Here is a 17,345-nt window from a genome sequence, read left to right as displayed (position 1 = left end):
TGTCAGTGGATCGGTGACGATCGCTCGAGGCCGGGGATCTCACCGTTGCGGAATGCGTCGACGAAGAGCTCGTGATCGGCGCGTGTGCGGTGGGCGTAGGACTGACCGAAATCCACCATATCGCGCACGAATTCGTCCTCGTCGGAGCCGATGGCCGCGATGATCGCCTCCTCGCTCTGGAAATCGACCAGTGTCTGGTCGGAATCGGCGTCGGAGACACAGTGCATACCCGCGGTGGCCTGGCCGAGGTATTCGATCACCGGTCGCATTTCCGCCGGCTCGGTGAGATCGGACCAGTCGAGGTCGTTCACATAAGGGGAGAGTTCCGAGACGATGTAACCGTCCCCGCCGAGCTCGGTGTAGCCGAGCCAGGGGTCGGCGTGGGCCTGGAGGGCGCGCTGGGACACGGCGGTGCGGTGCCCGTGGTGCTGGAAATAGTCCCGGATCCGATCGTCGCGCACGATCCGGCTGGGCGCGGCGATGTTTCCCTGTTTCATGGACAGGATCACGTCGTTCTCCAGCGCCTCGGTCTGCCCCTCCACGAGGATGTTGTACGCGGGCAGCCCCGCCGACCCGATCCCGAATCCTTTGCGGCCGACGATATCTTTCACCTGGTAGGTGATGCTCCGGAATCGCTTGTGCTCAGGGATCGTCTCGAGGTATCGGGTGAAGGCCTCCAGCACCGACGCGCGCTCCTCTTCGCCCACACTCCGGACATCCTTGCCCGGCCGGAACCGGCGTTCGTAGTTCTCGACCATCGTGGTGCTCGCCAGCAGGGCGGTGCGGGTGTTCATCCGGGCATCCAGCAACACATCGTGCACGGGACCGGTGGTGTTCCGCAGATGCAATTTGAAGTCCTGCTCGTTCTGACTGCCGTCGTGAAAGGCGCGCACCATCCGCACATACGAGCGGACATAGGTCGCTGTCAATACCTCGATATCGGCATCGGAGACGGCCTTGCGGCGGGCCAGCAGCGCCACACTGGCGCAGAAGCGCTTGATATCCCAGGTGAACGCACCGAGATACGCCTCGTCGAAATCGTTGACGTCGAAAACGAATTGGCCGGCGGAATCCATGTAGGTGCCGAAATTCTCGGCATGCAGGTCGGCCTGGATCCAGATCCTGCTGGTGCGCTCATCGGCCCACCGATCCTCGGTGGCGGCCATATCGTTGTAGAACAGGCAGGCGGACCCGCGGTAGAAGGCGAACGGGTTATCCGCCATTTTGCGGAACTTCTTGCGGAAGGCGTCCGGGTCGGCGGCGATCATCTCGCCGAAGGCGTCGGCGAAGACCTCGACTATCTCGGCCCTGCGGTCGTGTGCACTGTCTTCGCTGATCCCGTTGTCCATTTCCACGATCTCGGCCCGGTCCTCTCGTCGTGACGCAGTTGCCGTCCTGGCGCCGGGCAACTGAGGCGATGGACTCGATCGTGCCAGACCTCCTTCCGCGCTGCCCTGGACACGATCGGCAGGAGAGCGGTGCGGGAAAACGGCGACCACCGCGAGGTATCCGGCGCCGATGCGACTCGTATCGGAGAAACCGGCGGGTCAGCGGAGTTCGTCCTCCGCGGCAGCGAGCGCGGCGAACTCTTCGTCGGGAGAACTGGAGACCAGCCGCGTCCTGCTGTAGAGGGCGAAATACAGCATGAACAGCAGAAACACGACCAGACAGCCGAACGCCGCGAGTGAGTCCACCAAGAAGGTCGCGATCACCGACAGGACGGCGATCACCAGCGCGAAGAGGGCTGTGACGAGACCACCGGGCGTCCGGTACGGCCGCTCCATACCCGGTTCCCGGATCCGCAGCACGATATGACTGACCATCATGAGCACGTAACTCAGCGCCGCACCGAACACAGCCATATTGAGCAGTGTCGCGCCGTTGCCGAAGATCGACAGCACGAACCCGATGACACCGGGCACGATCAACGCGAGCGTGGGAACCTTGCGCGCGTGGGTGATCGAGAGTCCGCGCGGCAGGTAGCCCGCGCGCGACAACGCGAACAGCTGGCGTGAGTAGGCGAAGATGATGGAGAAGAAGCTGGCGACCAGACCCGCCAAGCCGATGTAGTTCACCACCGTCGCCGCCGTGCCCGAGCCCAGTGCTTCGACGAGCGGATTGCCGGACTCCTGCATCGCCGCCGCACCGCCGGCCCCCGGAACCAGCACCAGCACAACCGCGCCCGTTACCACGAGGACAGTCATGGCCGCGATGATGCCTCGCGGCACATTGCGCGCGGGATCCCGCGCCTCCTCCGCGGCGAGCGGTACCCCCTCCACGGCGAGGAAGAACCAGATCGCGAAGGGGACCGCCGACCAGATCCCGAGGTAGCCGAACGGCAGGAACTCGCTCGCACCCAGGGCATCCGGGTCGGGGGCGATATCGGTCAGGTTCGACCAGGAGAAGCTGCCGATGCTCGCGACCGCGAAGATCACCAGACCGACGAGGGCGATCGCCGTGATGACGAACATCGCCTTCAGCGCTTCACCCACGCCGGCGAGATGGACGCCCACGAAGAGTGCGTAGACGGCGAGATAGACCCACCATCCGTCCACGATGCCGAACAATCCCAGGGATTCGACGTATGCGCCGATGAATGTGGCGATCGCGGCGGGTGCGATCGAGTATTCGATCAGCACCGCTGTGCCGGTCGCGAACCCGCCCCACGGGCCCAGAGCCCGGCGAGCGAACGTGTAACCGCCACCCGCTGTCGGCAGGGCGGCGGACATCTCGGCCATGCTCAGCACCATCGCGCCGTACATGGCCGCGATCACGACGGTGGCGACGGCCAGGCCGCCGAAGCCGCCCTCTGCCAGGCCGAAGTTCCATCCGGAGTAGTCACCGCTGATCACGTAGCTGACGCCCAGCCCGGCCAGTAGGACCCAGCCCGCTGTTCCGGCACGCAGCGTCCGCTTGCCGAGGTATTCGTGGTCGATCCCGGGCTCGAGCTCGTCGGGTTCGGTGATACTCATTTTATTACTCCCCGCAACGATGCTGCCCGTCCGGATTTCATCTCCGTTGGGTAGATACGCGACATCTGGACAGCGTGAGAGTAATGATCCGATATTTCACAACCCTTGCGGGCGTGTTTCGGTGTCGAGTATCCGGATTCGCACCCCGCTCCCGGTGCGGTCGCTCAGTGGTGGAGGTAGAGGCGCTCGTTGGGGAGACGGGGGAGTCCGATGGGGTGGCCCGGGAGGATGGTGGCGGCGTCGGGATGGTGGCGGGTGCGCCATTCGTGGAGGAAGTGATGGGCGGCGGTGTGGCAGGCCGCGTAGTCGAGGCGGAGGTCGTGGAGGTGGATGCTGAGGTGGAGGTCGGGTTCGTGGGGGCGTGGTGAGGTCATGGGCGGGGTCCGGTGGCGGGGGTGCGCAACCAGCCGGTGCGGGCGGTGCAGGCGCGGAGGGAGTCGAGGACGGTGAGCCCGGAGGGTCGGAACGGGTTGTGCGGTAGGTGGAGCCAACGGCGGAAGTGTTCACCGCGGTCGGTGGGGGACGGGAGGGCGAGGGTGGCTCCGGGGCGAGCGATGGAGATGTCGAGGCGGAACATCTCGGTGAACAGGGCTGTGTCGTCGGGGAGGTCGGGGCGGATGAGGAAGGTCCAGCGGCCGGAACGGGGATGGGCGAGGACGGGTCCGATGGCAGGGACTGCGTCGTGGCGGTGGCAGCGCCGGAGGTCGGCGTGGACGGCATGGCCGAGTGCGGACGGCATGACGAGTGCGGCGATATGTTCGGCGCGGACGACGATGCGGCCGAGTTCGGGAGGGTCGATATGCGCGGGGAGGTCGCAGACGCGGCGGTAGAAGGCGCAGCGGGTGGGCGGGGTGTCGCCGAACGGAATGCGGGTTGCCGGTTCGTTCATGGGCGGGTTCCCGTCGTGTACTCGGCTGCTGTGCTGTAGCGGGGGCAGCCGTGGTCGGCATGGGCTGCCATCAACTGGCGGGCGTGGGCGTATCCGCGGACCGGATCCCGGGAACGGCAGTCGTCGGCGGGGCACGCATCGGAAAGTGTGCGCAGTCCGTCGGCGAGTTGGCGCAGGGTCGCCGGATCATCGGTGACCCAAGATATTTCCGCGTGCCAGAGGCGCAATGCGGCGGCCATGGCACGGTTGGACGGTTCACGGGTGGGCAAGGGAGGAAGCTCGGGACGCATGGCGTGGTACCTCGATGCTTTTGAATGGGGACAGAGGCTGGTAACCGAAACGGGGTAGTGCGCAGTGCTCGATCCAGTTCGTCAGTAACGCCGATTCATTGCCTGGCGCGGATTCAGTTGACCACCGAGACCGCCCATTGGGGAACGTTCCTAGACGATTTTTCGTCAAAAGAGGGTGAAAGTTCCTGGACGAAGGCAGAATTGGTTCCAGTACGAACCGCCTCGTCAGTCAATCCACCTGGAGCAGCCGATGACCGAGAGTTCGACCGCACCCAACTCGACCCTCCCGCGCCGCATCCTTGCTCGCATACTCCGAGAGAAGCGCGAGGAAGCCGGTATCTCGGCGGAGGCCGCGCGCCGAGCGATCGGCGTATCGAAACAGACGTTCTGGCGAATGGAGACCGGGCAGCCGACCCGGATCAACCCGTTGTTCATCAGTCACCTGGCCGAGATGTATCGACTGAACGACGAGGACGCGGCGGTCCTGTTGGGACTGACGGAAGAGTCGCAGGCCAAGGGGTGGTGGCATGCCTTCGGTGCCGCCATTCCCAAACACTTCGACCTCTACATGGGTCTGGAGGACGCGGCGCGGAGTTTCAACTCCTACCACACGATGCTGTTGCCCGGACTGCTCCAAACCGTCGACTACCGGCGTGAGGTGATCTGGGCCGAGTTTCCCGGGATGGCGACGAGTGAGGTGGAACTGCGCCTCGAGTTGCACACGCGCAGACTCGATCGGTTGCACAGCAGGAAGCATCCGCTGGCGCTGAACGTGATGGTGGACGAGTCCGTGCTGCGGCGCAGAATTGGATCGCCCGACATCATGGCCACGCAGTTGGAGCATCTCCTCGTCGTGGACAGGATGCCGAACGTAGAAGTTCGGGTGGTCCCGTTGGCCGCGCGCAGGCACAAGGGAGTCGTGACAGGGAATTTCGTGATTCTCGAGTTTCCACGCCACCCGACGGCGAAGCTTACGGACCCACCGGTCGTCTATATACAGGGCTTCACCGGTGCTCTGTATCTGGACAAGAAGGCCGAGTACGACGAATACCGCGATGCGTATGCTGACATCCGGCGTGTCGCGCTGGATGAGAACGGTAGTCATGAACTCATCCAGGAGATTGCAGAGGAGTGGGTTCGGTGACGGTCGATTTATCGGGGGCACAGTGGTTCAAGAGCAGCTATAGCTCGGGGAGCCAGGAGTGCGTCGAAGTGGCGCACGTGGAGCGAGACATGGTCGGCGTCCGTGATTCCAAGAACCCCACCGGCCCGGCTCTGGCCTTCGCTCCGGAGGACTGGGACGCCTTCACTGACGCGGTGTGCCGAGGAGAACTCTGAGGTCGGGTCCGACGGCGGCCCGTATTCCGGTGCGGAGTGCGGGCCGTCCTCGTCGGCACCCAGGCGCGCCTTGTCGTGGTTCCGGCAACCGCTTTCCTCTGCTTCCCGGAAGCCCCGCTCGAGCCTACTAGTGTCGCCACCGTGACCGACCGGAGACGGCTGCTGCGCGGATGTGCCGTCCGCGAGCGTATTCGGCCTGCGAATCAGACTTGGTGGCACAGGGTTTCGTCGCTGGTTGGTAGCATTCGAACCGATCTCGGTCCACTGCATCGGCGGCAGACATAGGGAGCGATGATGGAAGTGGAGAACATCCACCACTCGTACGGCAGGCGGTCGGTGCTGCGTGGCGTCGACATCACGCTGCCCGTGGGGACGCTGGTGGGCATCGTCGGGGAGAACGGGGTGGGGAAGTCGACGCTGTTGAAGGTCCTTTCCGGAGCGCTGCGACCGAACCGGGGCACCATCCGGCACCGTGGGCGGTTCGGTTACTGCCCGCAACAGGTGATCCTGAACGACGCCTTCACGGTCCGCCAGCACCTGGACTTCTTCGCCGCGGCCTATTCCGTTCCGGATCTGCGCCGGGCCGAGGAGACCATGGAGATCCTCCGGTTCACCGAGTATGCCGGTGAGCGGGTCGCGACCTTGAGCGGCGGCACCCGGCAGAAGCTCAACCTGACGTTGGCGGTGATGCACGACCCGCAGGTTCTGCTGCTCGACGAGCCCTATCAGGGTTTCGACTGGGAGACGTATCTGCGTTTCTGGGATCTGGTCACCGAGTTCCGTGACACCGGCCGATCGGTGCTGATCGTCTCGCATCTGGCCCACGACACCGACCGGCTGGATCAGGTCTGGCGGTTGCACGAGGGGGTCCTCCGAGACAGACAAGAGAAGGCTGGATGAGAAACGGTGTTCGACTGTTCCTGATCGCCACCCGCTTCGGCCTCGTCGAGCACGCACGTAACCGGTTCGCCATGCTGTTGGTGGCCGTCTTCGTTCCCGTACTGATCACGCTGGCGCGGGTGGCCGTCACCGATATCGAGGTACCGTTCCGGCTCCGGGACAGCGGTCTCGTGTTGCGCGCCAACGGCAATGAGCTCGCGCAGCTCAGTGCCGCCCTGATGGTGGTCTCGCTGATCATCGGGTTCATGATGTTCGCGGCGACTTTCAGCAGTGGAGCATTCGACCGGCGACTGTCGATGGCGGGGTATCCCCGGGTCGCGCTGGGTATGGCGAAGATCGCCTGTCTGGTGGCGGCCTCGGTGGTGGTCTGTGCGTACGCCACCGCGATCATCTGCTGCCACTGGTCGCCCCGGCAGCCGGTTCTGCTCGCCGCGGCGCTGTTCGGCGCGGCGATGACCTATGGCGCGCTGGGCGTCGCCCTCGGCGCGCTGCTGCGCCGCGAGGTGGAGGGCATGTTCGCCATCGCGATGATCAGCTGCCTCGATATGGCCGTGCAGAACCCGATCGCCAGCGCCGGGGCGGACAGCGATCTCGTGCGCTGGCTGCCCTCCTACGGGGCGATGCAGGCTTCGGCCGCGGCCGGTTTCTCCGATGTCACGCCGTTGGCGGGCTTCGCTGTGCAACTGGCCTGGTTCGGTGCGAGCGCCCTCGTCGGACTGGTCGCTTTCCATCTGCGCACCCGCTCCTCGCTGCGGCCGAAGCCCTGGATCGGTATCGCCGGACCGCGCACCCTCGGGTCCCGTCTCCGGGGAACGACGAAGCCCGGGCAGTAGAGGAAACACTGCGGGGTGCGTCCCGCCCGGCCACCACGGTGGATCGGGCGGGACTATCGGCCGGTGGGGCTTACAGCGCGCTCGGAACCGGTTCGTCGGCCCGGTAGTAGACCTCACGGCGCAAGCGTTCCAGGTCCGGCGCGGTGGCCGCGGCGGTCGGCTCGTACCGATCGCTCTCCCGTCCCCACAGCGCCACATTCGTGATGTTCGCGTACATCTGCGTGTAGTGCTTCCGCTTGCCCGGCAGGCCGGGAAGCACGCGGATGAGCCCGGGGATGTAGCGGATCACCGCCTCGAGCTGGGCACGATGCTCCGCCACCTGACGCTGCACCTGCTCGACGGCTTCCTGGCGGGTGACGCCGGTTTCGTGCCGTACCGCCCGCACCAAGTTGTAGGGGACCTGATCTGCATCGTCCTGATCCAGCCCCACCAGGTCGTTCTCCACGAACGTCACCCAGAAGGCGAGTTCCTCGAAGCGCCGGATCACCGGGTGGTTGCGCAGTTTCGACGGCAGTTCCCCGTCCTCGTACACCTCCATGCAGGCGAGGGCGATCTCGATTCCACTGGTCGCGATCCGCAACGGCAGGTAGTCGGCCGTGCCCGGGATGTAGCCGTCGATGCGATGGTGCGCTTCGCGTTCGGCCGCTTCGAACCAGTCCTCGAGGCCGCCGAGGAATCGCTCCTGCCAACGGGCGGTCCGGCCCTCGCGCAGCCGCGGCCACAGACTCGCCCAGGCCGTGGGGATCGCGCCGGGCAGTGCGGGGTCCGCGGGGTCCCGGCGGACCATCGCCACCATGCCGCGGCGCAGCGCCGTGACGGCCGCCGGGTCCGTCAGCTGCGGGTCTTCGAAGAGGTCGTCCAAAATGAGGGTCAGTACGGCCATGCTGTAGGTCGTCTGTTCGCGTGCCGGGCTCGCGGCCGGGGTCAAGGTCTGCGCCGGGAGCTGGATCGCGCCGGTCCACCGGTGGTAGTCGGCCTCGGCGGAGGTAAGGGCGAGTCCGGTGTCCACCAGCCAGTTCCGCAACCATTGCGCGATGTGCGGCGGGAGTCCCGCACCGCGGGCCCGGGGTGGCTGCGGTGCATGCGATGCCGCCGCCGGCCCCGGTGTTCGCCGGTCGAGGATGGACCGGGCGTAGGCCATCATTGCGTCGCGCACGCGTGGGTCCACCGGCACAGCGGCAAGCCGGCCGGCAGCCCGGTCCATGAATTCGGCGGCTGTCGTTCTGGCTTCGTCCACGGCGCCGGAGGCGAGAACGAGCTCGTGGGCTTGCGCGGCCTGCGCCCGCGTCATCGCCCGGCGGAGCAGTCGCACGAGGTTCCCGTCGCGGGCGGCCGCGCGGATCACCGGAAGTGTGTAGATGCCCTCGGGCAGATCCGCGTTGACGGGTTTGCCCATTTCCGCGGCGGTCGAGGTCAGATCGAGGATGTCGTCGTACAGCTGGTAGGCCATTCCGAAATGCCGGCCGAACAGGGCCAACGCCTCTTCCGCTGCCTCGGCGCGGCCGGCCTGCATCGCGCCCACCCGGCAGGCCAGCGACAACACCGCCGCTGTCTTACCGTCGATCGCGTCCAGGTAGGACTGCTCGCTGCGGGAGGTCACGTACAGGTCGGCGGCCTCGATCACCATGCCCGCACACATCTGCTCACCCGCGATCGCCCCCGCGAGAACTTCCCGCCGGCCGAGTTCGGCCAGCATGCGCACACTCGTGAGCATCATGGAATCCCCACCCAGCACCGCCATATGCGAACCCCACACCACGTTGGCACTGGGGCGGCCGCGACGCTCGTACGCGTGATCGACGACGTCGTCATGGTAGAGCGAGCCCAGATGCAGCAACTCGACGGCAGCGGCGGCGCGCACCACCCGGTCGTCGGCCGGGGTCGCGGGATCGGTGAGCAGGTAGTACGACAACAGGGCCAATGTGGGACGGACCAAACGGCGGGAGGTGCCCGGCCCCTCGTCGGTGAGCGCGGTCAGCTCGGGCCTGCCCTCCAGGCGAACAGGTCCTAGAACGTCACGGACACGGTCCAGGTCCGCCTCCAGATGTGGGAAGACAGCCGAATCGATTCCACGTGGCATGAGCGCACTCCTGACTGGTTACGTTGGTCATCGGCAACACCATCGATCAGTAGAATTCGACACCAAATCGGCGCGGAAGATGTTGGTATCGGGCAACTTCTGTGCCTGCCGGAATCACTGTGCCGCGTGTCGCACGCCGACGCGCCTGCGCGCCTCCCGGCTCGGCGTCGTCGCGGAGCCGCCGGTCGTCGCTCGGGCCGGTCGTCGCCGTGACGGTCGCCTCGGCCCAGTGCGCCGCGATGGCAGGCCTGCGACAACGCGCCGACAGGGTCTCGCCGACACGGGCACGCCCAGCACGGCGAAGGTTCGAACATATGTTCTAGAGTGCAGTAGGCTGGCTCGGGTGAAGACACATTCGACCGCGCTCGCGCCGGATACCCGAACACCAGGATGGCCGGATCTGGCCGATGTCGACCTGCTGCGCGCCCTCGTCGAAACCGAACGCCGGCGGAGGCGACTGGACGCTGCCATGCGCGCGGCCGTCGCTGAAGCCGAGCGTCGTGGCCTCGCCGCGGACACCGGCTATCGGGACACCGCGGACCTATTGACCGATCTGCTGCGGATCAGTGCGCCCGAAGCGCGCCGACGAATCGAATGCGCGGCTCCGCAGGCACCCTCGCGTTCCAGAAAGATGTGGAGGGCGCTGGCGGTCGCGAGCTGACGTCGAGCCCCGGTGCGTCGAGCGCTGTTCGAAGTGACCACGCGGGCTACCGTCGGTACGCGGCGCCCGGGTGATCAGCGGCGAGCAGCGGGCCGTCACCTCCCAGCTTCTCCCGCAAGGTGGCGTGTTCGGTCTGCTCCGGGACCCGCCCACGTCGTCGCAGCTCGGGCACTACGAGACGGGAGAAGTCGGCAAAGGTCCCCGGTGTCGTCACGTAGGCGATATTGAAACCGTCGATATCGGCCTCGTCGACCCAGCGTTCCAACTCGTCGGCGACCTCCCCTGCCGACCCGACGACAACTGGCCCTCGCCCACCTATCCCGAGCGAGGTAGCAAGGTCTCGCGGTGTCCAAGTCCGGGTCGGGTCCGAGGTGAAGGAGGTCAGTGCCGACCGGTTCGCCTCGGTTTCCACGTGCCGCAAAGGCTCGTCCGGGTCGGCCTGGGACAGATCCACCCCCGTCCACCCGCCGAACAGCGCGAGCGCGCCCTCGACGCTCACGAGCTGCTCGTAGGACCTCAGTTCGGCCAGCGCCTGTTCACGGGTTTCGGCCACGATCGGCGTCAGCATGGTGAACACCTTGATCGAGCGGGGATCGCGCCCGAGTTCGGCCGCCGCCTCGCGCAGCGCCCGCACCGGGCGCCGCACCACCTCCGGATTCGGTCCGGACACGAACACCGCTTCCGCGTGCGCGGCCGCGAACCGGACCCCACGTGGGGAGGCACCGGCCTGGAACAGGGTCGGGGTGCGCTGCGGTGACGGCTCGCACAGGAACGGACCCGGCACCGTGAAGTAATGGCCTTTGTGCTCGATATCGTGGACCTTCGCGGGGTCGGTGTAAACGCCGCGTTGTGGATCTCGTTGCACCGCATCGTGTTCCCACGACGATTCCCACAGCTTGTAGCAGACCTCGAGATACTCCTCGGCGATCTCGTACCGTTCGTCGTGCGGAATCTGATCGTCCAGTCCCATATTTCGTGCGGCACTGGCCAGGTAGGACGTGACGATATTCCACGCGACCCGCCCGCCGGTGAGGTGATCGAGCGTGGTGAGTCGCCGGGCCAGCGCGTACGGCTGCTCGTAGGTCAGCGAGATCGTCACCCCGAATCCCAGCCGTTCGGTGACCGCGGCCATGGCCGAGACCGCCAGGGTCGGATCGTTCACCGGGAACTGCGCGGCATCGGCGACCGCCGCGTCGCGGGAGCCGCCGTACACGTCGTAGGCGCCGAGTACGTCGGCCAGGAACAGCGCGTCGAAGCCGCCGTCCTCGAGCCGGCGGGCCAGGTCGGTCCAGTAGCCGAGTTCGTTGTAGCGGTGGCCCTGGTCGGCGGGATGTTTCCACAGTCCCGGTGACTGATGGCCGACACAGGCCATATCGAAGGCGTTGAGGTATATGCGTTTCATCAGGCCTCGCTGAGATCGTCGCGATAGGTTTCGCGGGCCGCCGCGGCGGCCAGCGCGGTGAGAGCAGACAGCACGATGAAGTAGCCGACGATGAGCCACGGTCGTCCACCACCGGCGACCAGCAGCGCGGCGGCGATGAGCGGGGCGAATCCGCCGGAGAGCACCGCGCCGATGTGATAGCCGAGCGAGGTGCCGCTGTAGCGGACCCGGGTATCGAACAGTTCGGCGAACCAGGCGGCCTGCGGACCGTACATCGCGTCGTGCAGCACGTTGACCCCGAAGACGATCGCCAGGACTATGCCGATTTCCGACCCGCTGTCTACTGCCAGGAAGAACAGGGCGAGGGCGAGCGGCCCGCCGACGGCGCCGAACAGATACAGCGGCCGGCGTCCGACCCGGTCCGAGAGCCACGACCACAGCGGGGTGCTGAGGAGTCCGAGCGCCGAGGCGATCAGCACGCCCACCAGTCCCACCTGGCTGTCCTTGCCGAATCGGTCCTGGAGGTAGGTCAGCGAATAGGTGGTCAGCAGGACGAACAGACCGATCTGGGAGAGTCGTAATCCGGTGGTCAGCAGCACGTTCCGGGGCTGGGTGCGCAGCACCTCGACAACCGGGAGGCGCGCCACCTCGTCCCGTTCCTTGAGCCGGTCGAAGATCTGCGCGTCGGTCAACCGCAGCCGGATCACCAAGCCGATCAGCACCAGCACGGCGCTCAGCAGGAACGGGATCCGCCAGGCTCCGTCCAAGAAGGCTTGTTCACCGGAAACAGCGCGCACGATATAGAACACCGCGGTCGCCAGCAGCATCCCGGCCGGCGATCCGAGCTGGGTGAAACTGCCGTACCAGCCGCGCTTTCCGGGTGGCGCGTGCTCGACCGACAGCAGTGCCGCGCCACCCCATTCCGCGCCGACCGCCAGACCCTGCAGCACCCGCAGCGTGGCCAGCAGCGCCGGGGCCACCAGCCCGACCTGCGCATAGGTCGGCAGCACGCCGATCGCGGCGGTGGCGGCGCCCATCAGCAGTAGCGCGCCCACCAGCACGGTTTTACGACCGATACGGTCACCGAGATGTCCCGAGACGATCGCGCCCACCGGGCGGGCGCCGAAACCCGCCGCGTAGGTGGCGAAGGTGGCCAGGGTGCCCGCGGTGGAGGAAACATTCGGGAAGAAAAGCGGTTTGAACACCAGCGCGGCGGCGGTCGCGTACAGGTAGAAGTCGTACCACTCGATGGTGGTGCCGATCATGCTCCCGAATGCCACGGTCCGCGGGGAGGGTCGAGCGCCGGGCGAGGCCTCGGAACTACTGATCGCGATACTCACCGCCGCGAACATAGCGATCGAACGCGGCGCTGCCGAGGCTTCTTCTCGCCGTGATCGCAATTCGGTCGGGCCGGTGGTTCCAGGAGGTGATGCCGAGCCGCTGGTTCGAGTCCGCGCGGTGGTATGCCACGATTGCCGGCGCCGCCGCAGTGGCGACTGTGACCGTCCCCGCCGATTCGCGAACGGAGCGTAGTGGATATGAGCGCAACCGAGGCTCGGACCATCGTGTCCACCGAACCCGAATCGTTCGCGTGGACCGTGCTGACCCGCCGGAACCCCGCCATCGTCGACCAGGTCCGCGACGCGCATCCCTACCCGCCCGAGATCCGGCGCCGTCTCGAGCAGTTGCGCGAACAGATCACCGGAACCGTGCGGCCGCTGCCCGACGGCAGCGCCGGGAAATCGCGCTGGGACCGGTGGGGGAAGGAAATGTACGGGCAGCGGTGGCTCGACGTCCCGTTCCTCTGGGCCGAAAGCTACTTCTATCACCTGCTGCTCGACGCGGTCGGCTATTTCGGCCCCGGCGCCTGGCGCGGAATCGATCCGTTCACCCGCAAACAAGCCGAACTCGAGGATCCCGCGCTGGAGACCGAGCTTTCGGCGGCGCCCGAGCAATCCGACCGGTCTTCGCCGCAGCGCACGACCGCGCTCATCCACGCCGCATTATGGGGCAACCGGGCGGACCTGGGCTTCCGTCTGTCCGGCTCACCCCTGGCGGGGCAGGACGCGCCCGGCAGGATTCTCGACGATCAGACCACAGCTGTAGTCGACCACCTCCACACGCATTCGGCCGGAACCCTCACCCTGATAGCCGATAACGCCGGCCGGGAACTGATCCCCGACCTTTTCCTCATCGATCACCTGCTGGGGCTGCACCCGGCGCTCATCACCGAGCTTCATCTCAAACCGCGGCCCTACTACGTTTCGGATGCCACCACGGCCGACCTGCTGGCCACTCTCGAACGCCTCGCGCGTATCCCCGGGACCGCGCGCGCGACGGCCACGCGACTCGGCACCGCGCTGACGACCGGCCGCCTGCGGGTCCGGACACATGAGTTCTACTGCGCACCGTTGTCCTACCACCACCTGCCCGGCGACCTGCGTGACGAGCTCGCGCGAGCCGACACAGTGATCCTCAAGGGCGACCTCAACTACCGGCGGCTCGTCGGGGATTGTCACTGGCCGGCCACGACGTCGTTCAGCGCACTCACGCAGTACTCTCCGGCCCGAGTGATCGCACTGCGCACGCTCAAATCCGATGTCGCGGTGGGCATCGACGCACACCTGCTCGCCAAGCTGGAAGACACCGAACCGGATTGGCGGACCAGCGGCTCCCACGGCGTCGTGCAGATGACGACGTCATGAGCGGCGCGCCCGCGTCAGCCGCGGAGGCCGTCGACGAGGATCGACAGCAGTCGCGGGCCGCGGGCGTCGAGTTCGGCATCGTCGAGCCGGGACAGCCAGCTGATGAGCACGATGACGTCGCGCGCTTCGGCGTCGGCGCGGATGCTGCCGGCCGAGCGACCGGCGGCGAGCAGTAGTTCCACCGCCTGGCCGATCGGACCCAGACTGTGGGCGGCGAGATCGCGCCACGTCGCCGCCTCGACGGCGGCGAACACATCGCGTTTGACCCGGGCGTAGGCAGCCACCCGGTCGAACCACGCCGCCAGCGCATCGACGGGCGGGTGCGTCTCCAGCAGGCGTGGAGCCGCGGCGACCAGCTCTTCCACCTCACGGTGGTACACCTCGGCGAGGAGGTCCTCCCGGGTCGGGAAGTGCCGGTACAGGGTGCCCTGTCCGATGCCGCTGGCCTTCGCGACCGCGTTGAGCTTGAGTTCGCCCGGTTCGCGTACGAGATCGCGGGCGGTTCGGAGGATCAGTTCGCGGTTGCGCTGTGCGTCCGCACGCCGCGCACCGCCGCTCTTGACAGAAGCGGACATTTGTCCGCTGAGTTCCTCGGGGTAACCGGACATTTGTCCATTCTAGGCGGGGAGATCATCAGGACCATCCACGGCAATGTCATCGCCAGCACCGGCGCCAGCGGCGGAATCGGCGAAGCGACGGCACACCGCCTCGCCGGACTGGGCGCGGCCGTCGTCCTCGGCGCCCGCCGCACCGACCGGCTGGACCGGCTGGTCGCCGAGATCGACGCCGCCGGTTGCCGGGCAGTCGCCGCCCGCGTGGACGTCACCGTTCCCGCCGACCTCGAGTCGCTGGTAGATCTCGCCGTCGGGCGCGAGGGCGCTGTGATGGATTGCCGCCGAATCGCTGGTTTCGCGTCGGATCTGCTGCGGGGCTCGAATACTGGTCGAGGGGCGAGACCCTCCCTCGCAGGCCCGGTGCTCGGCGAATTCGAGCTGCTGGAACCGGACGTGGGAGCCGCCGAGATCCGGTAACCGGGGGCGGCCGGGTGGTGCCCGCCCTCCCGTGGATCGTGGTGCCCCCCGAGAGATTCGAACTCCCAACTCCCTGACCCTGAACCAGGTGCCTCTGCCGATTGGGCCAGAGGGGCGTGCGGGGAACGTGTCCCGGTGCTGTCTCTATCGTCCCAGGCCGGTCAACGGATTTTCGGTACCGCGAGACGAGTGTCCGGGCTTCGACGGCTGCTGTGGTCGACGGGGCCGGTCCGGCGAGGATGATGAACGATCCTGTGCCGGAGCGGCCGTCGATTGCGGCCGCGCGTCCGCCCGTGCTGTCCCATGGCAGCGAGCGGCGCAACGGTGGACTCGATCGAGCCCTGGGTGGCGAACGACGATCGGATGTGTCCTGCACCCCAGCGCATTTACCAGGATGTCGCGCCCGCGGATACGAAACGCCCTGGCTTTTCATTCCTTCCGGACCTAGGCGGCGAGCTCGAGAATAATTACACTCGGCGTCAGGCTCCGGCGACGAGCCTGTAGCAGGGGTCGGGTAGCTGGAAGGTGTCGATATGGGTATCGAGCTTGTTCCGGAGGAAAGCGGTCCGCGCGCCCGGGCCGGCCTCGGCCGCGACCGGAAACCGAATCGCCGCGGCTCGTCTCCGCGCTCCCGAAGACGGCGCCGCTGATCCGAACGGCGAATTCGCCCAGCTCACCACGTCGACCCTCGATGGGGGTGTCGAGTAGGAACTGTCGGGCTCCGCGGGGAATGCGGGAACACCTCGCGAGCGTGGATCGGCAAGAACTGGAAACGCTCATGGGCAAGGAAGCTCTGGATCCCGCCGTGGCGATGGCGGACTACCTGGACGGCGATCCCACCACGACGACCGTATCGTCGTTCGTCGTCGAAGCGCGCCGGCGCGGAATCGACCCTTCGCAATTACTGGATGCCGACTTCTTTCTCCGCGGCGCCGACTAGTTCGCTGGGCCGGATACCGAACGCCCGGCAGATCTTGTACATCTGCGACATCGTCATGGCCCGCTCGCCGCGCTCGAGCCGGGTGATGGTCTTCTTGTTGTAGCCGGTCTTATCGGCCAGCACTTCCTGGCTCCAGCCCCGCCGCGCCCGCAGCGCGCGCACCTCCGCACCCAAGGCCGCGTCCAGCCTCGCCTCCTCGGTGGTCGCTTCCTCCGACTCCGCGGGCGTCGCATTCATGTCGACCATTCTCGGATCGGGCAGGGTCTTAATCAAGTGCCCGATAGTTTCGGCCAGGCGTCCGGCAACTGGCAGTCGAAGGGACCGTTGACGGATTGATAGGGACCAATTTAGGTTGAAAAGAGACCAAATGGGGGATAAGCTGACAGAGCGGTTGGCTATCGCCGCAGTTCACACCCCGAACTGACGGCGGCCGCGCCGCTGACAGCGAGCGCGGCCGGGCCCTCCGGAGCACCGCGACCGGTACGGAACAGGAGGGTCCGATGAGCTGGAACGGGGACCCGGTATGGCTGGCCGATGTGCTCCGCGACGCGGGTTTGGCCGTACTCGAACACGACGGCTGGCGAGAACGCGGTCACGGTGACTTTCTCGATATTCGCGGCGTGCTCTGCCATCACACCGCCGGAGGCGGCCCGAACGACTGGCGCATCGTGCAGGACGGGCGCCCCGGGCTGCCCGGTCCACTCGCGCAGCTGGTTCTCGAGAAGGACGGCACCTACCGCGTGATCGCGGTCGGCGTCGCCTGGCACGCCGGGCGCGGCAGCTGGCCCGGCTGGCCCACCGATAACGCGAACTACCACACCATCGGCATCGAGGCCGTGTCACGCGGCACGCCGCCGTGGGATTGGACCCCGGCCCAGCTGGACGCCTATGTCCGCGGCTGCGCCGCCATCCTGCGCCGGATCGGCCGCGGCTCGGGCGACTGTGTCGCGCACCGCGAATACTCCAGCGAAGGAAAGATCGACCCGGCGGGCATCGATATGAACGCCTTCCGCCGGGATGTACAGGCACTACTCGACGGAAGAGGCGATGACATGGCCTTCCTGCAAGAGAAGATCACCAACTACCACGGCGAACAGGTCACCGTCGCAACCCTGTTGCACTATCTCGACAAACATGTCGGGCTCGCCCTGGACCAGCTCGCCGGATCGGGGACCTCCCGTGGGGCGGACTTTCCCGGCTGGGACTTCCTCGGCGACCGCACGACCGCCGAAGCGCTCGGTGTCATCGGCGCGGCCCTGAAGATCCCCGGTTTCCGTGACCCGACCACCGACCGGCGCGTTTGAGACAGTGCGCGCCGTCCCTGC

19 protein-coding genes and 1 tRNA gene are annotated in these 17,345 nt (G+C 66.9%); 9 read left to right on the top strand and 11 right to left on the bottom strand.

The genetic code is table 11. From position 1 onward, the window contains the following. Positions 1–2: 2 nt before the first annotated feature. From OG804_RS10080 to OG804_RS10060, 5 genes are all read right to left on the bottom strand, one after another. Positions 3–1,349 (bottom strand): DUF2252 domain-containing protein, encoded by a 1,347-nt coding sequence (locus OG804_RS10080; protein WP_328398298.1) that lies wholly within the window; start codon positions 1,347–1,349, stop codon positions 3–5. A gap of 198 nt (positions 1,350–1,547) precedes the next feature. Beyond that, positions 1,548–2,972: an ethanolamine permease gene (gene eat, locus OG804_RS10075; protein ID WP_328396213.1), complete on the bottom strand. Its 1,425-nt coding sequence runs from the start codon at positions 2,970–2,972 to the stop codon at positions 1,548–1,550. Positions 2,973–3,136: 164 nt separating this feature from the next. Continuing rightward, positions 3,137–3,346 carry a hypothetical protein gene (locus tag OG804_RS10070; protein ID WP_328396211.1) on the bottom strand — a complete coding sequence of 70 codons (210 nt, stop codon included), beginning with the start codon at positions 3,344–3,346 and terminating at the stop codon, positions 3,137–3,139. After that, the gene (locus tag OG804_RS10065) at positions 3,343–3,861 is read right to left on the bottom strand and encodes a DNA-directed RNA polymerase subunit beta (RefSeq protein WP_328396209.1); all 519 of its coding nucleotides are present in this window, start codon (positions 3,859–3,861) and stop codon (positions 3,343–3,345) included. Before OG804_RS10065 ends, OG804_RS10070 begins: the two co-directional genes overlap by 4 nt. Beyond that, positions 3,858–4,130, bottom strand: coding sequence for a hypothetical protein (locus tag OG804_RS10060; RefSeq protein WP_328396207.1), 273 nt, complete (start codon positions 4,128–4,130; stop codon positions 3,858–3,860). The genes OG804_RS10065 and OG804_RS10060 overlap by 4 nt, the downstream gene beginning before the upstream one ends. 196 nt (positions 4,131–4,326) lie before the next feature. On the opposite strand from OG804_RS10060, the gene OG804_RS10055 reads away from it, so the two are divergent. The 4 genes from OG804_RS10055 (at position 4,327) to OG804_RS10040 (ending at position 7,222) form a co-directional block, all read left to right on the top strand. Continuing rightward, positions 4,327–5,295 (top strand): helix-turn-helix domain-containing protein, encoded by a 969-nt coding sequence (locus tag OG804_RS10055; RefSeq protein ID WP_328396205.1) that lies wholly within the window; start codon positions 4,327–4,329, stop codon positions 5,293–5,295. Further along, a complete protein-coding gene (locus tag OG804_RS10050; protein ID WP_328396203.1) occupies positions 5,292–5,489 on the top strand; it encodes a DUF397 domain-containing protein in 198 nt (65 codons plus the stop codon). The genes OG804_RS10055 and OG804_RS10050 overlap by 4 nt, the downstream gene beginning before the upstream one ends. A 291-nt stretch (positions 5,490–5,780) precedes the next feature. Then, the gene (locus OG804_RS10045) at positions 5,781–6,389 is read left to right on the top strand and encodes an ABC transporter ATP-binding protein (protein WP_328396201.1); all 609 of its coding nucleotides are present in this window, start codon (positions 5,781–5,783) and stop codon (positions 6,387–6,389) included. Beyond that, a complete protein-coding gene (locus tag OG804_RS10040) occupies positions 6,386–7,222 on the top strand; it encodes a hypothetical protein (RefSeq protein WP_328396199.1) in 837 nt (278 codons plus the stop codon). The genes OG804_RS10045 and OG804_RS10040 overlap by 4 nt, the downstream gene beginning before the upstream one ends. A 70-nt stretch (positions 7,223–7,292) precedes the next feature. Here OG804_RS10040 and OG804_RS10035 read toward each other — a convergent pair whose 3' ends face one another. Beyond that, positions 7,293–9,302: a polyprenyl synthetase family protein gene (locus OG804_RS10035; RefSeq protein WP_328396197.1), complete on the bottom strand. Its 2,010-nt coding sequence runs from the start codon at positions 9,300–9,302 to the stop codon at positions 7,293–7,295. A gap of 343 nt (positions 9,303–9,645) precedes the next feature. Between OG804_RS10035 and OG804_RS10030 the strand changes: the two genes are divergently transcribed. Then, positions 9,646–9,963, top strand: a complete 318-nt coding sequence (locus tag OG804_RS10030) for a DUF222 domain-containing protein (RefSeq protein WP_328396195.1) — start codon at positions 9,646–9,648, stop codon at positions 9,961–9,963. 46 nt (positions 9,964–10,009) lie between these two features. On the opposite strand, the gene OG804_RS10025 is transcribed toward OG804_RS10030, so the two are convergent. Both OG804_RS10025 and OG804_RS10020 read right to left on the bottom strand, forming a co-directional pair. After that, positions 10,010–11,365: an LLM class flavin-dependent oxidoreductase gene (locus OG804_RS10025; protein WP_328396193.1), complete on the bottom strand. Its 1,356-nt coding sequence runs from the start codon at positions 11,363–11,365 to the stop codon at positions 10,010–10,012. Then, positions 11,365–12,609 (bottom strand): MFS transporter, encoded by a 1,245-nt coding sequence (locus OG804_RS10020; protein ID WP_328398297.1) that lies wholly within the window; start codon positions 12,607–12,609, stop codon positions 11,365–11,367. The genes OG804_RS10025 and OG804_RS10020 overlap by 1 nt, the downstream gene beginning before the upstream one ends. A gap of 273 nt (positions 12,610–12,882) precedes the next feature. Between OG804_RS10020 and OG804_RS10015 the strand changes: the two genes are divergently transcribed. Continuing rightward, on the top strand, positions 12,883–14,049 hold the full coding sequence (locus tag OG804_RS10015) for a damage-control phosphatase ARMT1 family protein (RefSeq protein ID WP_328396191.1): 1,167 nt from the start codon (positions 12,883–12,885) through the stop codon (positions 14,047–14,049). Positions 14,050–14,063: 14 nt separating this feature from the next. Here OG804_RS10015 and OG804_RS10010 read toward each other — a convergent pair whose 3' ends face one another. Next, positions 14,064–14,657 (bottom strand): TetR/AcrR family transcriptional regulator, encoded by a 594-nt coding sequence (locus tag OG804_RS10010; protein ID WP_328396189.1) that lies wholly within the window; start codon positions 14,655–14,657, stop codon positions 14,064–14,066. On the opposite strand from OG804_RS10010, the gene OG804_RS10005 reads away from it, so the two are divergent. Continuing rightward, positions 14,658–15,080, top strand: a complete 423-nt coding sequence (locus OG804_RS10005; protein ID WP_328396187.1) for an SDR family oxidoreductase — start codon at positions 14,658–14,660, stop codon at positions 15,078–15,080. A 39-nt stretch (positions 15,081–15,119) separates the two neighbouring features. Here OG804_RS10005 and OG804_RS10000 read toward each other — a convergent pair. Next, a tRNA-Leu gene (locus OG804_RS10000) sits at positions 15,120–15,196 on the bottom strand. Between the two features lie 635 nt (positions 15,197–15,831). Here OG804_RS10000 and OG804_RS09995 point away from each other — a divergent pair. Next, a complete protein-coding gene (locus OG804_RS09995; RefSeq protein WP_328396185.1) occupies positions 15,832–16,020 on the top strand; it encodes a hypothetical protein in 189 nt (62 codons plus the stop codon). Here OG804_RS09995 and OG804_RS09990 read toward each other — a convergent pair. Further along, positions 15,982–16,257, bottom strand: a complete 276-nt coding sequence (locus OG804_RS09990) for a helix-turn-helix domain-containing protein (RefSeq protein WP_328396183.1) — start codon at positions 16,255–16,257, stop codon at positions 15,982–15,984. The genes OG804_RS09995 and OG804_RS09990 overlap by 39 nt on opposite strands. 263 nt (positions 16,258–16,520) lie before the next feature. Here OG804_RS09990 and OG804_RS09985 point away from each other — a divergent pair, with 263 nt between their 5' ends. After that, positions 16,521–17,324: a peptidoglycan recognition protein family protein gene (locus OG804_RS09985; RefSeq protein ID WP_328396181.1), complete on the top strand. Its 804-nt coding sequence runs from the start codon at positions 16,521–16,523 to the stop codon at positions 17,322–17,324. Positions 17,325–17,345: the final 21 nt, after the last annotated feature.

Source organism: Nocardia sp. NBC_00416, from assembly GCF_036032445.1.
Classification (GTDB): Bacteria; Actinomycetota; Actinomycetes; order Mycobacteriales; family Mycobacteriaceae; genus Nocardia.
The sequence above is the reverse complement of the archived record's forward strand: the minus strand, read 5'-3'. Positions and strand labels throughout refer to the sequence as shown.

Coding starts and splice junctions, on each gene's coding strand:
- OG804_RS09985 (WP_328396181.1), top strand. CDS start 16,521: ATGAGCTGGAACGGGGACCCGGTATGGCTGGCCGATGTGCTCCGCGAC.
- eat (WP_328396213.1), bottom strand. CDS start 2,972: ATGAGTATCACCGAACCCGACGAGCTCGAGCCCGGGATCGACCACGAA.
- OG804_RS09990 (WP_328396183.1), bottom strand. CDS start 16,257: ATGAATGCGACGCCCGCGGAGTCGGAGGAAGCGACCACCGAGGAGGCG.
- OG804_RS10015 (WP_328396191.1), top strand. CDS start 12,883: ATGAGCGCAACCGAGGCTCGGACCATCGTGTCCACCGAACCCGAATCG.
- OG804_RS10040 (WP_328396199.1), top strand. CDS start 6,386: ATGAGAAACGGTGTTCGACTGTTCCTGATCGCCACCCGCTTCGGCCTC.
- OG804_RS10070 (WP_328396211.1), bottom strand. CDS start 3,346: ATGACCTCACCACGCCCCCACGAACCCGACCTCCACCTCAGCATCCAC.
- OG804_RS10035 (WP_328396197.1), bottom strand. CDS start 9,302: ATGCCACGTGGAATCGATTCGGCTGTCTTCCCACATCTGGAGGCGGAC.
- OG804_RS10080 (WP_328398298.1), bottom strand. CDS start 1,349: ATGGACAACGGGATCAGCGAAGACAGTGCACACGACCGCAGGGCCGAG.
- OG804_RS10025 (WP_328396193.1), bottom strand. CDS start 11,365: ATGAAACGCATATACCTCAACGCCTTCGATATGGCCTGTGTCGGCCAT.
- OG804_RS10045 (WP_328396201.1), top strand. CDS start 5,781: ATGATGGAAGTGGAGAACATCCACCACTCGTACGGCAGGCGGTCGGTG.
- OG804_RS10020 (WP_328398297.1), bottom strand. CDS start 12,609: ATGATCGGCACCACCATCGAGTGGTACGACTTCTACCTGTACGCGACC.
- OG804_RS10065 (WP_328396209.1), bottom strand. CDS start 3,861: ATGAACGAACCGGCAACCCGCATTCCGTTCGGCGACACCCCGCCCACC.
- OG804_RS10010 (WP_328396189.1), bottom strand. CDS start 14,657: ATGTCCGGTTACCCCGAGGAACTCAGCGGACAAATGTCCGCTTCTGTC.